The 12,199-nt window shown below is 52.3% G+C and carries 13 protein-coding genes and 1 tRNA gene; 13 read left to right on the top strand and 1 reads right to left on the bottom strand.

Translation table 11 applies throughout. From position 1 onward, the window contains the following. Positions 1-70: 70 nt before the first annotated feature. The 9 genes from ruvA to ybgF all read left to right on the top strand — a co-directional run bounded on the left by ruvA (position 71) and on the right by ybgF (position 7,443). Positions 71-664, top strand: a complete 594-nt coding sequence (gene ruvA, locus HQ393_RS13040) for a Holliday junction branch migration protein RuvA (protein ID WP_179355591.1) — start codon at positions 71-73, stop codon at positions 662-664. Between the two features lie 99 nt (positions 665-763). Continuing rightward, positions 764-1,408 carry a hypothetical protein gene (locus tag HQ393_RS13035; protein WP_179355590.1) on the top strand — a complete coding sequence of 215 codons (645 nt, stop codon included), beginning with the start codon at positions 764-766 and terminating at the stop codon, positions 1,406-1,408. Between the two features lie 36 nt (positions 1,409-1,444). Next, the gene (gene ruvB / locus HQ393_RS13030; protein WP_179355589.1) at positions 1,445-2,488 is read left to right on the top strand and encodes a Holliday junction branch migration DNA helicase RuvB; all 1,044 of its coding nucleotides are present in this window, start codon (positions 1,445-1,447) and stop codon (positions 2,486-2,488) included. A gap of 180 nt (positions 2,489-2,668) precedes the next feature. After that, positions 2,669-3,349, top strand: coding sequence for a protein TolQ (gene tolQ / locus HQ393_RS13025; protein WP_438833112.1), 681 nt, complete (start codon positions 2,669-2,671; stop codon positions 3,347-3,349). Between the two features lie 9 nt (positions 3,350-3,358). Beyond that, a complete protein-coding gene (gene tolR, locus HQ393_RS13020) occupies positions 3,359-3,775 on the top strand; it encodes a protein TolR (protein ID WP_179355588.1) in 417 nt (138 codons plus the stop codon). Positions 3,776-3,784: 9 nt separating this feature from the next. Next, positions 3,785-4,711, top strand: a complete 927-nt coding sequence (locus tag HQ393_RS13015) for a TonB C-terminal domain-containing protein (protein ID WP_179355587.1) — start codon at positions 3,785-3,787, stop codon at positions 4,709-4,711. Next, a complete protein-coding gene (tolB, locus tag HQ393_RS13010) occupies positions 4,708-5,994 on the top strand; it encodes a Tol-Pal system beta propeller repeat protein TolB (protein ID WP_246307891.1) in 1,287 nt (428 codons plus the stop codon). Before HQ393_RS13015 ends, tolB begins: the two co-directional genes overlap by 4 nt. A gap of 49 nt (positions 5,995-6,043) precedes the next feature. Next, positions 6,044-6,586: a peptidoglycan-associated lipoprotein Pal gene (pal, locus tag HQ393_RS13005; RefSeq protein WP_179355586.1), complete on the top strand. Its 543-nt coding sequence runs from the start codon at positions 6,044-6,046 to the stop codon at positions 6,584-6,586. A gap of 113 nt (positions 6,587-6,699) precedes the next feature. Continuing rightward, positions 6,700-7,443 carry a tol-pal system protein YbgF gene (gene ybgF, locus HQ393_RS13000; protein WP_179355585.1) on the top strand — a complete coding sequence of 248 codons (744 nt, stop codon included), beginning with the start codon at positions 6,700-6,702 and terminating at the stop codon, positions 7,441-7,443. 183 nt (positions 7,444-7,626) lie between these two features. Here ybgF and HQ393_RS12995 read toward each other — a convergent pair whose 3' ends face one another. Beyond that, the gene (locus HQ393_RS12995; protein WP_179355584.1) at positions 7,627-8,850 is read right to left on the bottom strand and encodes a Bcr/CflA family multidrug efflux MFS transporter; all 1,224 of its coding nucleotides are present in this window, start codon (positions 8,848-8,850) and stop codon (positions 7,627-7,629) included. A 328-nt stretch (positions 8,851-9,178) separates the two neighbouring features. Here HQ393_RS12995 and queE point away from each other — a divergent pair, with 328 nt between their 5' ends. From queE to HQ393_RS12975, 4 genes are all read left to right on the top strand, one after another. Next, positions 9,179-9,823, top strand: a complete 645-nt coding sequence (gene queE / locus HQ393_RS12990; RefSeq protein ID WP_179355583.1) for a 7-carboxy-7-deazaguanine synthase QueE — start codon at positions 9,179-9,181, stop codon at positions 9,821-9,823. A gap of 54 nt (positions 9,824-9,877) precedes the next feature. Continuing rightward, positions 9,878-10,564: a 7-cyano-7-deazaguanine synthase QueC gene (gene queC, locus HQ393_RS12985; RefSeq protein ID WP_179355582.1), complete on the top strand. Its 687-nt coding sequence runs from the start codon at positions 9,878-9,880 to the stop codon at positions 10,562-10,564. A gap of 184 nt (positions 10,565-10,748) precedes the next feature. Further along, positions 10,749-11,507 carry a glycine zipper 2TM domain-containing protein gene (locus HQ393_RS12980; RefSeq protein ID WP_179355581.1) on the top strand — a complete coding sequence of 253 codons (759 nt, stop codon included), beginning with the start codon at positions 10,749-10,751 and terminating at the stop codon, positions 11,505-11,507. 124 nt (positions 11,508-11,631) lie between these two features. Then, positions 11,632-11,708: transfer RNA gene (locus HQ393_RS12975), tRNA-Gln, on the top strand. The last annotated feature ends 491 nt before the right edge of the window (positions 11,709-12,199 follow it).

Genomic DNA, 12,199 nt, shown 5'->3' with positions numbered 1-12,199 from the left:
TTGATTTTCACTGCCTAAAGCCGCTATACTGTACGTTCGTTCACCTTGATGCCTTGTGCAAAGCAAAATCATGATCGGTCGTCTTACTGGCAAGCTTCTCGAAAAACAACCGCCGCAAATTCTGCTCGACGTCGGTGGCGTCGGTTATGAAGTTGATGTGCCGATGAGCACTTTCTATGTGTTGCCCCACCTTGGCGAAGCGACAACCCTCTTTACCCATCTTGTTGTGCGCGAAGATGCGCAGCTTTTATACGGCTTTGCCACGCGTGAAGAGCGCAATAGCTTTCGCACCCTAATCAAAGTCTCCGGCATCGGTGCGAAAATCGCACTGGCCGTCTTGTCGGGGATGACCGCCGACGAGTTGGCGCTGGCCGTGGCATCTGAAGACATCAAGCGCTTGTCGGCCGTGCCGGGTATTGGCAAGAAAACCGCCGAGCGCCTCGTGCTCGAATTACGCGGCAAGCTGGCCACCGGCGGCTTGGTATCGATGCCGGGCGAATTGCCGCTGGCCACCACGCCGGACGATCGCAGTGATATTCTGAATGCCTTGCTGGCCTTGGGTTATAACGAGCGCGAAGCGAATATGGCGATGAAAGCGCTGCCAGCGGATGCATCGGTGAGCGATGGGATTCGGATGGCGCTGAAATCATTGGCCAAAGGTTGATGGCGCTAATTTGCAACGAGCTGCTTCTTACCATTGGTAGCCCATGTCAGTTACCAGCGATACTTCTGCCTTATCTCAATTTTTTGGGTTCGCAACGCCATGAAGCTAGTACTGTTTTGGATTTTTCTGCTGGGTTCTTGCTCGGTTTGGGCTGAGCCTGTGAATGGACAAAGTTTGGAAAAAGGGCAGGTGGTTGAGGGCGAGCTTGATCTTTATGGGCGCATCATTCCATTCCCAAGCGGAACATGGCGTGTTCTCAATGTGCAGGATGGTAATGTGAATCGGGGTAAAGGTGCTGATGAGAAGAAAGATGCCAATTCTCGGCAGATCTTGTTTGTAAGTCAGCAACCCAACAAAAAGACGCTGGTATTTGTCGTGAATGCGTCTGAGAGATACATGACTGGCAGTCGATGGCGCGTTGATTGTGTGCCTAAAAATGCGATTTCAAATCAAGATAACGATTCTTATGATTTCCCTGAATGTACGTCTGTGTTTACCAGTGAAACCAGCGACAAATCAGAATTATTGAATGCGGCATATAAAAAATATGGGCACGATGGTTTTGTTCAGGTGCAGGTGGCAATTTTGCCTGCTCAATATGGCATGACGGGGGACTGGCAGGCCAAGGACAATCAAAAAGGAAAGAAATTGATTGATCGTTGGACTGCTTGGTCCGATTCTTATTTGCTTGCCGTAAAAGATTGCCTAGCAGGGAAGCCCTATTTTAAGTCGGGCTATTTTTAATGCTGGATTGAGGCACTCAATTTTTAAAGTTTAGTTATGATCGAAACCGACTCGCTATTTTCTGCTCCGCCGCCTGATCGTCTGATTACAGCGCAAAAGCTCTCGAATAATGAAGAGCAGCTCGAGCGCGCGCTGCGCCCCAAATTGCTCGACGAATACGTCGGCCAAATGAAGGCTCGGGGCCAGTTGGAGATTTTTATCGAGGCGGCGAAAAAACGCGGCGAGGCACTCGATCATGTGCTGCTATTTGGCCCGCCGGGGCTGGGGAAAACGACGCTGGCGCACATTATCGCGCGCGAATTGGGGGTGAATTTACGCCAAACCTCGGGGCCGGTTTTGGAGCGTGCCGGTGATCTGGCGGCATTGCTAACCAATCTTGAGCCGCACGATGTGCTATTTATCGACGAAATTCATCGCCTTTCGCCGGTGGTTGAAGAAATTTTGTACCCGGCGCTGGAAGACTTTCAGCTCGACATCATGATCGGTGAAGGCCCTGCGGCGCGTTCAGTCAAATTGGATCTACCACCATTCACCTTGGTCGGCGCGACCACTCGGGCAGGGATGTTGACCAATCCGCTGCGCGATCGGTTTGGGATTGTGGCGCGGCTGGAGTTTTATACGCCGGAAGAATTGACGCGCATTGTGAGCCGCTCGGCGAATTTGCTGAATGTCGAAATGGCCGACGACGGCGCGTTTGAAATCGCCCGCCGCTCGCGCGGAACGCCGCGGATTGCCAACCGCCTGCTGCGCCGTGTGCGCGATTTTGCCGAGGTGAAGCACGATGGTGTTGTAACGCGTGAAGTCGCTGATGCCGCGTTACAAATGCTCGATGTTGATCATGCGGGGCTCGATGTGATGGATAGAAAGCTGCTGCTGGCGATTTTGGAGAAATTCGGCGGCGGCCCTGTTGGCTTGGATAACGTCGGGGCAGCGATTGGCGAATCGACCGATACAATTGAAGAGGTCGTCGAGCCCTACTTGATTCAGCAAGGCTTAATGCAGCGCACGCCCCGTGGGCGGATGGCGACTTTGGGGGCGTATGCGCACTTTGGACTCAATGCCCCGAAGAGCGAAGATTGATTGGTAATTTCGTACAAAATCAAAGCTAAATGCCCCGAGAGGGGCATTTTTTATGCACAATAGCTATTTATTTGCTGGTGCGGCCTTTTTTAGTGCCAGTTCTGGCAGCTTTTCACATTAGCTGAACTTTTATCGCTTAAGGTTTTCCTACCTCAAGCCTTTATTTTTGGAGTACTACCCGTGGATGTCAGCGCTGGCGTGCAAGATATGTCGATCATAAGCCTCGTATTGCAGGCGAGTTTCGTCGTTCAGATGGTGATGGTGATTTTGATGGCGCTGTCTTTTATGTCGTGGTGGCATATTTTCAGCAAGCATTTCACGATCGCCAAAGCGAAAAAAAGCACCGAAGAATTTGAAGACCGTTTCTGGAGCGGCTCGGATTTGGCCGGTTTGTACGAGCACGTCAAACGCAGCCACAGCATCGGCATGGAAAAAATCTTTGAATCGGGTTTTGGCGAATTTTTGAAATTGCGTCAAAAGGGCGGCATGGAGCTGTCGGATGTGATGGAAGGTACGCGCCGTGCGATGCGCGCTTCTTGCCAGCGTGAGCTTGATTACCTCGATAAACACAATGCTTTTCTGGCTTCGGTCGGCTCGGTGAGCCCGTATATCGGTCTGTTTGGTACGGTGTGGGGCATTATGTACGCGTTCAAAGGCTTGGGTAATGTTGGTCAAGCAACACTGGCCACCGTTGCGCCGCACATTGCCGAGGCGCTGGTTGCCACGGCGATTGGTCTGTTTGCTGCGATTCCGGCCGTGGTGGCGTACAACCGTTTTGCCTACGACGTTGATCGTTTGGCAAACCGCTTTGATACTTTTATCGAAGAATTTTCTAACGTTTTGCAACGCCAAGTGCGTTAAGGCGGCGGTATGCGTAATCGTCGCCCTCGTCGCGCCAAAAGCGAGATCAATGTCGTACCGTACATCGATGTGATGTTGGTGCTGCTGGTGATCTTTATGGTGGCCGCGCCCATGATGCCGCCGTCGGTGATTAATTTGCCCAGCGTTGGCAAATCCAATATCGAAGTGGCCGCCAAGCCAATGACGGTAGAAATCTCGGCCGAAGGCGCGCTTGGCCTCGTTGATGCGCCGGGCAGCAAGGCAGAGCCACAGGCCAATGTGGCAGCACTGGTTGCGGCCATCAAAGCCAAAATGGGTACGCAAACCGACCGACCCGTGATTATTTCGGCGGATAAAAACGTGAAATATGAAGTGGTCGTACAAACCATGGATCAACTCCAGCAAGCGAATATCGCCCGCGTTGGTTTGATGGTGCAGCCTAAATAATGAATCCCTATGAATCACATCCATAACCCCGCTCACGAAGAAAAACGCGGCCTGTCTTTTGTACTGGCGGCGTTGATGCACGTGGTGTTGTTTGGGGCCTTATTACTGTCGGTGCAATGGAAAACGCAAAAGCCCACCCCTGTGGTGGTTGAGCTTTGGGGCGGGCCGCCGCCCGCTGCGCCAGCTGAAGTGCCACCTCAGCCCGTGGTCAAAAACAAACCGGTGAAGGTCGAGCCGCCTAAACCTGAAGTGGTGCCCGAGAAGGTTGATATCGCGACTGAAAAAGTCAAAACGACGCCAGCGCCCACAGCCAAACCGACTGCGACACCTAAAGTGACGCCCAAGCCAACGCCGCTACCCACGGCGACACCGAAGGCTACTGCGGCGCCAAAAGCGACGCCAGTATCCAAGCCGACTGCCGCGCCAGTCAGTAAAGCGACTGCGGCACCGAAAGCCAAAGTACCGCCAAAGCAATCGGAGCTGGAAGCTGCCTTGTCATTGGATAACGTCGTGGCCAGCAATAATAAATCCGACGCCAAAGCCGCTGCGGGCGGCAAGCCGGGTGGTAATGGCAATAATCCAAAAGCGGTTGGTAATGGTGGGCCAGGTAAAGGTTCAGGTAATAACGCCGCAGGGTTGGAAAGCTACAAGGGAAAATTAATTCAACTAATCAAATCGCGGGCAGTGTACCAAGAGGGTAAATCAGCTAATCCTACCGCTGAATTCAAGGTGGTGGTCTTGCCCGATGGCAGTATCCTCGAAGATCAACTGGAGCAATTGGGCTATACCGGTGATCCTGCGTACGCTGCGGCGATGAAACGCGCAATTTTAAATCTGGGTCGATTCCCTTCGCTGCCAAATGGGCAAACATTTAGCGGTGAATATCGAACATGGAATATTAAATTCCGTCTCAAAGAAGGATATGCGGAACCATGAAAATGAACAGCTTGAAACAATGTTTACGAGGCTTTATTGCCGCAATGCTGCTTCTCGCCGGTTCGGTGCAAGCGGATATGTCGATCGAAGTGGTGGGCGTGGGTAGCCAGCAATACCCCATTGCAATTGCGCCATTTAAAAACGAGATCGGCCTGAGCCAAGCGATTACGCCGGTGGTGGCCTCCGATTTGGGCAATAGCGGCTTATTCAAGATTATCAGCGTGTCAGGCGATGCGTCGTTGCAGGCCTTTACGCCCAATGAGATTAATCAAAGCGCATTGCAAGCCGCTGGCGCGCAAACCGCGCTGGTCGGGCAAGTGATTCCCGAAGGAGATCAAGTCATTGTGCGCTTCTGGTTGGTTGATTTGGCGACCAAGCAAGAACTGATTGCCTTTGAAAAGCGCGGTAATGCCAATCAAACACGGCGTTTGGCGCATCAGATCGCCGATATGATTTATGCCAAGCTCACCGGTAAATCGGGCGTCTTTGCGTCACGCATTGCCTATGTGTTGAAAACGCCGGGTCGTTACCAATTGCAGGTGGCCGATGCCGATGGTTATGGCGCACAAACGGTGCTGGCATCTAGGATGCCGATCATGTCGCCGAAATGGTCGCCCGATGGTGGCAAGCTCGCGTATGTGTCGTTTGAGAAAGAAAAGCCAATTGTGTATGTGCATGAGTTGGCGACGGGTAAACGTATCGAAGCGGCTAATTTCAAAGGCAGTAACTCTGCGCCTGCATGGTCACCCGATGGCAAACAACTGGCCGTGGTATTGAGTAAAGACCTCGGTAGCCAGGTTTATGTGGTGAATGTCGATGGCACGAATGCGCGTCGAATTACGCAAAGTGGTGAAATTAACACGGAACCTTCTTTCACTGCCGATGGTCGCAGCATTATCTTTACCTCCGATCGCGGTGGCAGCCCGCAGATTTATCGCCAGTCATTGGCGGGGGGCGATGCGGTGCGTTTGACCAATTCGGGGGGCTTTAATGCCAGCGGTAAAATTTCGCCCGACGGCCGTTCGATGACCTACATCACGCGCAGCAATGGTTATCGCGTGGCGGTGATGGATTTGGCCAGCCGTCAAAGCATGGTGCTGACCGATACCAATGCCGATGATTCGCCATCGTTCTCGCCCAATAGCCAGATGATTCTGTACGAAACCGACGTAGGTCGTCGCGGTACTTTGGCGATTGTTTCGACCGATGGTCGCGTTAAGCAGCGCCTGAAAGCGCAAGGCGGCGAAGTGCGCCAGCCAGCTTGGGGCCCGATGTTGCGCTAATTTGGTCGGCAATTTGAGTTTTGAATTTATTTATTAATGGAGTTTTGTCATGAAAAAGATCGCTTTAAGTGTATTGCTAACCGCCCTTTTGGCCGCATGTGCCAGCACGCCTGCGCCAGTCGTTGACCCCAATGCAGCCAAACCGACTGCGACGCCTGCAGCCAATACCAGCGACATTAAAACCGTGGATACGACCAATACCAGCGGTTCAAAACTCGACCCTAGCCTGACCGACCCGAACAATATCTTGTCGCAACGCCGCGTATATTTCGATTTTGATTCTTTTGTCGTGAAATCTGATTACGACGCAATGTTGCAAGCACACGCCAAATTCTTGGTGCAGCACCGTGATTACAAGATCATTTTGCAAGGCAATACCGACAACCGCGGTACAGCAGAATATAATCTGGCCTTGGGTCAGAAACGTGCCGATGCAACCGCTAAACTGTTGCTCGCCTTGGGCGTGAATGAAGCACAAATCGAGTCAGTGAGCTTTGGTGAAGAGCGTCCATTGGAAAATGGCGATACGGACGAAGCTTGGGAACGTAATCGCCGCGCAGATATCGTGTACTACGGCGAACAAAGCAAATAAGTTGCTTGCCTCGCTGCGTCACTCTGCCTACGCGCTTGCTTAAACCGCTAGGGCGTATTGCCCTCAACCCCCGCCATGGCGGGGGTTATGCATATATACCGTGAGATATAAAGATGAAACGATTGAAACTAACGTTAATGGCCATGGTATTGGCAGGGATGGCCACCCAAGCAAGTGCTGGCCTATTTGACGACGATGTCGCCCGCAAGCAAGTCGCCGATCTTGCCGCCAGCGTGCAAAACTTGCAGCAGCAAAATCAACAGCGCCTAGAGCAACTAGAGGCTAGCAATAAGCGAGTTCTGGATTTGGTGCGCCAGCTTGATGCGCAAAAAGAAGAAATCGCCAAATTGCGCGGCGCCAATGAAGTAATGCAATTTAATCTGGATGAAGCCGTTAAACGCCAGAAAGATCTGTATGTTGATCTGGATGCGCGTCTGCGCACCATCGAGCAAGCCAAGATGGAAGCAAAGGCCGAAGCCAAACTCAGCGAACAAGAGAGCTTTGATGCCGCTGTGGCGCTGGTGCAAAGCAAGAAATTCAAAGAAGCCAATGCAGCTTGGACGCGCTTTGCCGCGGACTATCCAAAAAGCGACAAAATGGCCGCCGCCCAATATTGGATGGGCATGAACTACGCCTTTAGCAAAGACTACAAATCGGCCAATGTGGCATTCAATAATGTCGTTGCCAATGCGCCAGAAGATCCGAAAGCGCCTGATTCATTGCTGGGCTTGGCCTCCGTAGCCGCAGCAACGGGCGATAAAAAAGCCTCGCGCAATTATCTGATTACGATTATCGAGAAATACCCGCAATCGGAAGCTTCGGCGAAAGCCAAAAAGGCGCTCGCTGCGCCAAATTAATCGATACAGGGTGACCCACAAAAAAGATCGCTACGGCGATCTTTTTTATTTTCGGTTAGTTTATGAATCACGGCGTGGATTGTTTATGAACCTTTTTCCGATTCCGCTATGCCAATTCGAGCTACTACACCATATACATATGGTACGTATCGGTCTGAATGTAAATTGAATAATGCTTCTTGATTAGATACCCCCATCCAACTTGATCGCAATAAAACGATAAGCCAGAAAAGCACCCACGCCGCAAAATGCTAATGTTGTTGCCAAGGGCAGGCTGCTACCGTCGTGCCAAAAGCCCATCATTACACCTGCGATGGTGGCGATGCTAAATTGCATGGTGCCCATCAGCGCTGATGCTAGCCCAGCCTGTTCACCGTGATGCGCCAGTGCGCCAGCGGTGGCGTTGGATGCGGTAAATCCCAATGCGATCAGATACAGATAAATGCAGCCGACCAAGAGCCAGAATGGCGGGTGTGTCCACAGGCTGGCCAGTAGCAAGATACTGCTGGCGATGGCCAGCACGGTTACGGCGCGATTGAGTAATTGATCGATCGAATTGGTTTTCAAAAATCGGGCATTAAATTGGCTTGCGACGATATAACACGCGGCGATGCTGCCAAAGGTCAGGCTGTATTGTGTCGGCGTGAGGCCATAGACTTTCATCATCACAATCGGCGAGCCCGTGATATAGGCAAACAAACCGGCCACAGCTAGCCCGCCGCTGATGGCGTAGCCCATAAAGCGTCGATCACGCATTAATTCGCGATAGGCGCGCAGCGTGTCGCCAATATGAAAACGCTCGCCAACTTTGGCCGGGCGCGATTCGGGCAGCAAATAATGCATCGCAATCAGACTGATCAACGCCACCAGAGCCAGCAGCGCAAAGATGGCACGCCAGCTCAAGACGCTGACGACCCAACTGCCCAAGAGCGGTGCCAAAATCGGCGCTATGCCCATCACCAAGACCAGCGATGAGAAAACTTGCGCCGCCATACGCGGCTCGCAACGATCGCGCACCACGGCGCGCGCAATCACCATCCCCGCGCAGCCGCCCAGTGCTTGCACAAAGCGCAGCGCGATCAGCGCCTCGATGCTGCTCGCCAAGGCGCAGCCAATCGACGCAAGTAAATACACGCCCAAGCCGATCAATAAGGGAGGTTTGCGGCCAAAGTGATCCGATAGCGGGCCGTATAAAATCTGCCCTACTGCCAAGCCAATAAAGTAGCTGGCTAAAGTGAGCTGTACCGTCCCGTCATCCGCGTGCAGGCTACTGGCGATCGCGGGAACGCCGGGCAAATACATATCAATCGATAAAGGCCCCAATGCTGTGAGCGCGGCGAGCAGTAATATCCAGCCGGCAAAGCGATTGTGAGGCGTTGTCGCGCTGATTGATTTTGATGTATTCATGGGTATGTCTTTGTGGACAAATCAACGCGGGTATTTGGGGTGAATACCCTTGATTGCTGTGCGGGTGTGCACAAAATGAAATCGAGGATCAATTAGATGCTCAATTACGCTGGCATACAAGTGTAAAAGTGACGTTTCGGCTGGGTCGCATGGCATGGTGCGAGGCCAACGGCGAGCGGCAAGCTGGGTGGCCACTGAGCGTGTGGTGGGTAATTCTGACTGTATCTCTTTGCTTTACAGGTATAAAATGCGGCACGGCGTCGCAACTGTTTGTTGGCGATGCCTTTTTTTATTTTCCACCGGACTGTTTTCCGGAAAGGATGCATCAATGCGCGAATCGTTGCGTATCACCGAAATATTCCACTCGCTGCAAGGCGAAACCAGCCGAATGGGCTTACCAACGGTGTTTGTCCGCCTCACCGGTTGCCCGATGCGCTGCACCTATTGCGACAGCGCCTATGCCTTTACTGGCGGCAAAACCGTCGCTATCGACGACATCATGGCGCAGATCGCCAGTTACGGCTGTAAGACCGTCTGTGTTACCGGCGGCGAACCGTTGGCGCAGAAACCGGTGCATATTCTATTCAAGCGTCTGTGCGACGAGGGCTATAGTGTCAGCACCGAAACGGGTGGCGGCCAGCCGATTGACGCGGTTGACCCGCGCGTTTCCCGCATTTTGGATATCAAAACGCCCAAATCGGGCGAGCTGAAAAACATGCTGTGGGCTAATGTCGACGCGGTGAACGAGCGCGACGAAATCAAATTTGTGCTGGTTGATCGTAGCGATTACGAATGGGCGCGCGATTTGGTGCGCGAAAAGCAATTGCACCAAAAAGCGCCAGTGATCTTCTCGCCCGTGTGGGAAAGCCTCAAGCCAGTCGATCTGGCCGAATGGGTGATCGCCGATAAGCTCGACGTGCGCGTTCAGGTGCAATTGCATAAAATCCTTTGGGGCGAAAAACCCGGGGTATAGCAAGCTAGACCAATTTAAATATTGATTTTGTAGATATACCCCTTGGAGTTTGGAATGAATAAAAAAGCAGTGATTTTATTATCGGGCGGTTTGGATTCGGCCACGTGCTTGGCGATGGCCAAGGCGGCGAGTTTTGATTGCTATGCACTGTCGTTTGATTACGGCCAGCGGCACAATGCCGAGCTGGAAGCAGCCAAGCGCGTGGCCGCCAGCTTGGGTGCGGTCGAGCATCGCGTGATCAAAATCGATTTGGCCGGCTTTGGTGGCTCGGCGCTGACCGATGCCAATATCGCTGTCCCCGTGAATGGCGCGATGGATGATGAAATCCCTGTGACCTACGTGCCCGCTCGCAACACGGTGCTGCTGTCGTACGCGCTGGCATGGTCGGAAGTGCTGAAAGCCGATGATATTTATATCGGTGTGAATGCCGTTGATTATTCCGGCTATCCCGATTGCCGCCCAGAATATATTTCGGCGTTCCAAGCGATGGCGCGACTGGCAACCAAGGTCGGCGTTGAAGGCTCGTCCTTGCATATCCATACGCCGCTGATTCGCCTGACCAAGGCACAAATCATCGCCGAAGGTATCAAGCTGGGTGTGGATTACAGCCTCACCACGACTTGCTATCAAGCGAATGAAGCCGGTGAAGCCTGCGGCGTTTGCGATGCTTGTCGTCTGCGCGCGGCCGGTTTTGCTGCCGCTGGGGTCGATGACCCAACGCGCTATCAAGCCGCCGCCTAATTCGCAACACTCAGCCAGTAAAACCACCCCGCCAGCAGGCCGGGTGGTTTTTTTTTGGGGTGAATGCGACTGTACTGCGGGCGTTGTCCGTTGAGCGATCCATTTGAGTGGCAAAAACTGCGGCCTGTCATTTTGCTTGTCTATGCTAAATGATCTTTTCCATATTTCAGTGCAGAGGTGCAAGATGAAAATACTCAAATTTGCTTTGGCTATCTCGGCGGTGCTGTGGTCTTGCACTGTGTTGGGCTCGGATCTGCAGGCGCAGAAGACCCAAATTGAGTCCAGCTATAAAAGCGATTTAGCAGTGTGTATGGAGTTTGCCAAAAATGAGCAGGCCGGCTGTAAAAAAGAAGCGCAAGTGCAGCGGCAAAGTGCTTATCAAAAGCTTTGGAGCCAACACAATTCAAACGAGCCCTTGCCCGTCTATCAAGGCGATTTAGCCAGCCAGAAGAAACAAATCGAAGCAGATTATCAATTGATGCTGTCGGTGTGTACTCAACTGGATAAGGCGACGCAGAGTGCATGTAAAACCGAGGCGACTAATCGTAAAAAAGCGTCGCTCAAAGTGGCGATGGATGTACCGGGCAAATCGAGTAAACCTGAGGCCTGCAATCATTGTGGTGTCGTGACGCAGATTGTCGAAGTCGATAAACCTGGGGAAGGCTCTTGGATCGGCAAAGTCGGCGGCGCGGCGGTGGGCGCGGGCTTAGGTAGTCTCGTGGGCAAGGGCACTGGCCGCACGGTTGCGATCGTTGCGGGCGCGCTGGGCGGCGCTTATGCGGGCAATAAAGTTGAGGGCAAAATGAATGAGAAGAAATTCTACGAAGTGACGGTCAAACTTGATGATGGCGCGAAGCAGACTATTACCTATGATAACGCCGCCCATGGTTATAAAGTCGGCGATAAGGTGCGGCTAGAAAACCAACAACTCGTTAAACGTTGATTTCGCTGAGTGCCTTAGCCCGCCGCGCCTGCCTGATGAGAAGGCGTCGGCGACACTAATCTGAAAATAATTGAAAAAAGGCTTTGCAAACTCAAAATTGTCGTATACAATGCGCAGCCTAAGTAGGGGAGTCGCCAAGTTGGTTAAGGCATCGGATTTTGATTCCGACATGCGAAGGTTCGAATCCTTCTTCCCCTGCCACTCAATCAAGCCGCCAAACGATAAAACGTTGAGCGGCTTTTTTGTTGTCTAAAATTCCCCTTCGGCAATGCCTCTTTGGGCGTTGCATACAAAACGGCGGGATATACCCGCCGTTGTATTTGATGCTAGATATTGTTTGGAATGGCTTTTATAGATATACCCCAGCGTTAGGGGCTGTCCGCGCTGCGATTTACCCGCTACCTGCGTTGACCAGTGATTAGGCAGAGAAAAGAACTCGTTTCATGTTCTGATCCAGCTAAGCGCAACGAGATACCTGCTCATGTATTGTTCACTATGCATTGGGTGGTGAGTTTTTGAGCGGCATACCCCATAGCCTCAATGCACAGCTTGATATTGCTGCGTTTAGATGATGCAAATGATGGCTGTAATTGCGGAGCAGTAGCGGAAAAGTTGAGCTGTAATGATGTAGGTGACAGCGTGTAAGCCAGTGATTTGACAGTGAAAAAAGCAAAGTGTCTGCCTATAGTGGG

It is taken from the genome of Chitinibacter bivalviorum (assembly GCF_013403565.1).
Taxonomy (GTDB): domain Bacteria; phylum Pseudomonadota; class Gammaproteobacteria; order Burkholderiales; family Chitinibacteraceae; genus Chitinibacter; species Chitinibacter bivalviorum.
This window is presented reverse-complemented; position numbering and strand designations above follow the sequence as displayed.

Coding starts and splice junctions, on each gene's coding strand:
- queC (WP_179355582.1), top strand. CDS start 9,878: ATGAATAAAAAAGCAGTGATTTTATTATCGGGCGGTTTGGATTCGGCC.
- HQ393_RS12980 (WP_179355581.1), top strand. CDS start 10,749: ATGAAAATACTCAAATTTGCTTTGGCTATCTCGGCGGTGCTGTGGTCT.
- HQ393_RS13035 (WP_179355590.1), top strand. CDS start 764: ATGAAGCTAGTACTGTTTTGGATTTTTCTGCTGGGTTCTTGCTCGGTT.
- tolR (WP_179355588.1), top strand. CDS start 3,359: ATGCGTAATCGTCGCCCTCGTCGCGCCAAAAGCGAGATCAATGTCGTA.
- ybgF (WP_179355585.1), top strand. CDS start 6,700: ATGAAACGATTGAAACTAACGTTAATGGCCATGGTATTGGCAGGGATG.
- tolB (WP_246307891.1), top strand. CDS start 4,708: ATGAAAATGAACAGCTTGAAACAATGTTTACGAGGCTTTATTGCCGCA.
- ruvA (WP_179355591.1), top strand. CDS start 71: ATGATCGGTCGTCTTACTGGCAAGCTTCTCGAAAAACAACCGCCGCAA.
- ruvB (WP_179355589.1), top strand. CDS start 1,445: ATGATCGAAACCGACTCGCTATTTTCTGCTCCGCCGCCTGATCGTCTG.
- HQ393_RS12995 (WP_179355584.1), bottom strand. CDS start 8,850: ATGAATACATCAAAATCAATCAGCGCGACAACGCCTCACAATCGCTTT.
- queE (WP_179355583.1), top strand. CDS start 9,179: ATGCGCGAATCGTTGCGTATCACCGAAATATTCCACTCGCTGCAAGGC.
- pal (WP_179355586.1), top strand. CDS start 6,044: ATGAAAAAGATCGCTTTAAGTGTATTGCTAACCGCCCTTTTGGCCGCA.
- HQ393_RS13015 (WP_179355587.1), top strand. CDS start 3,785: ATGAATCACATCCATAACCCCGCTCACGAAGAAAAACGCGGCCTGTCT.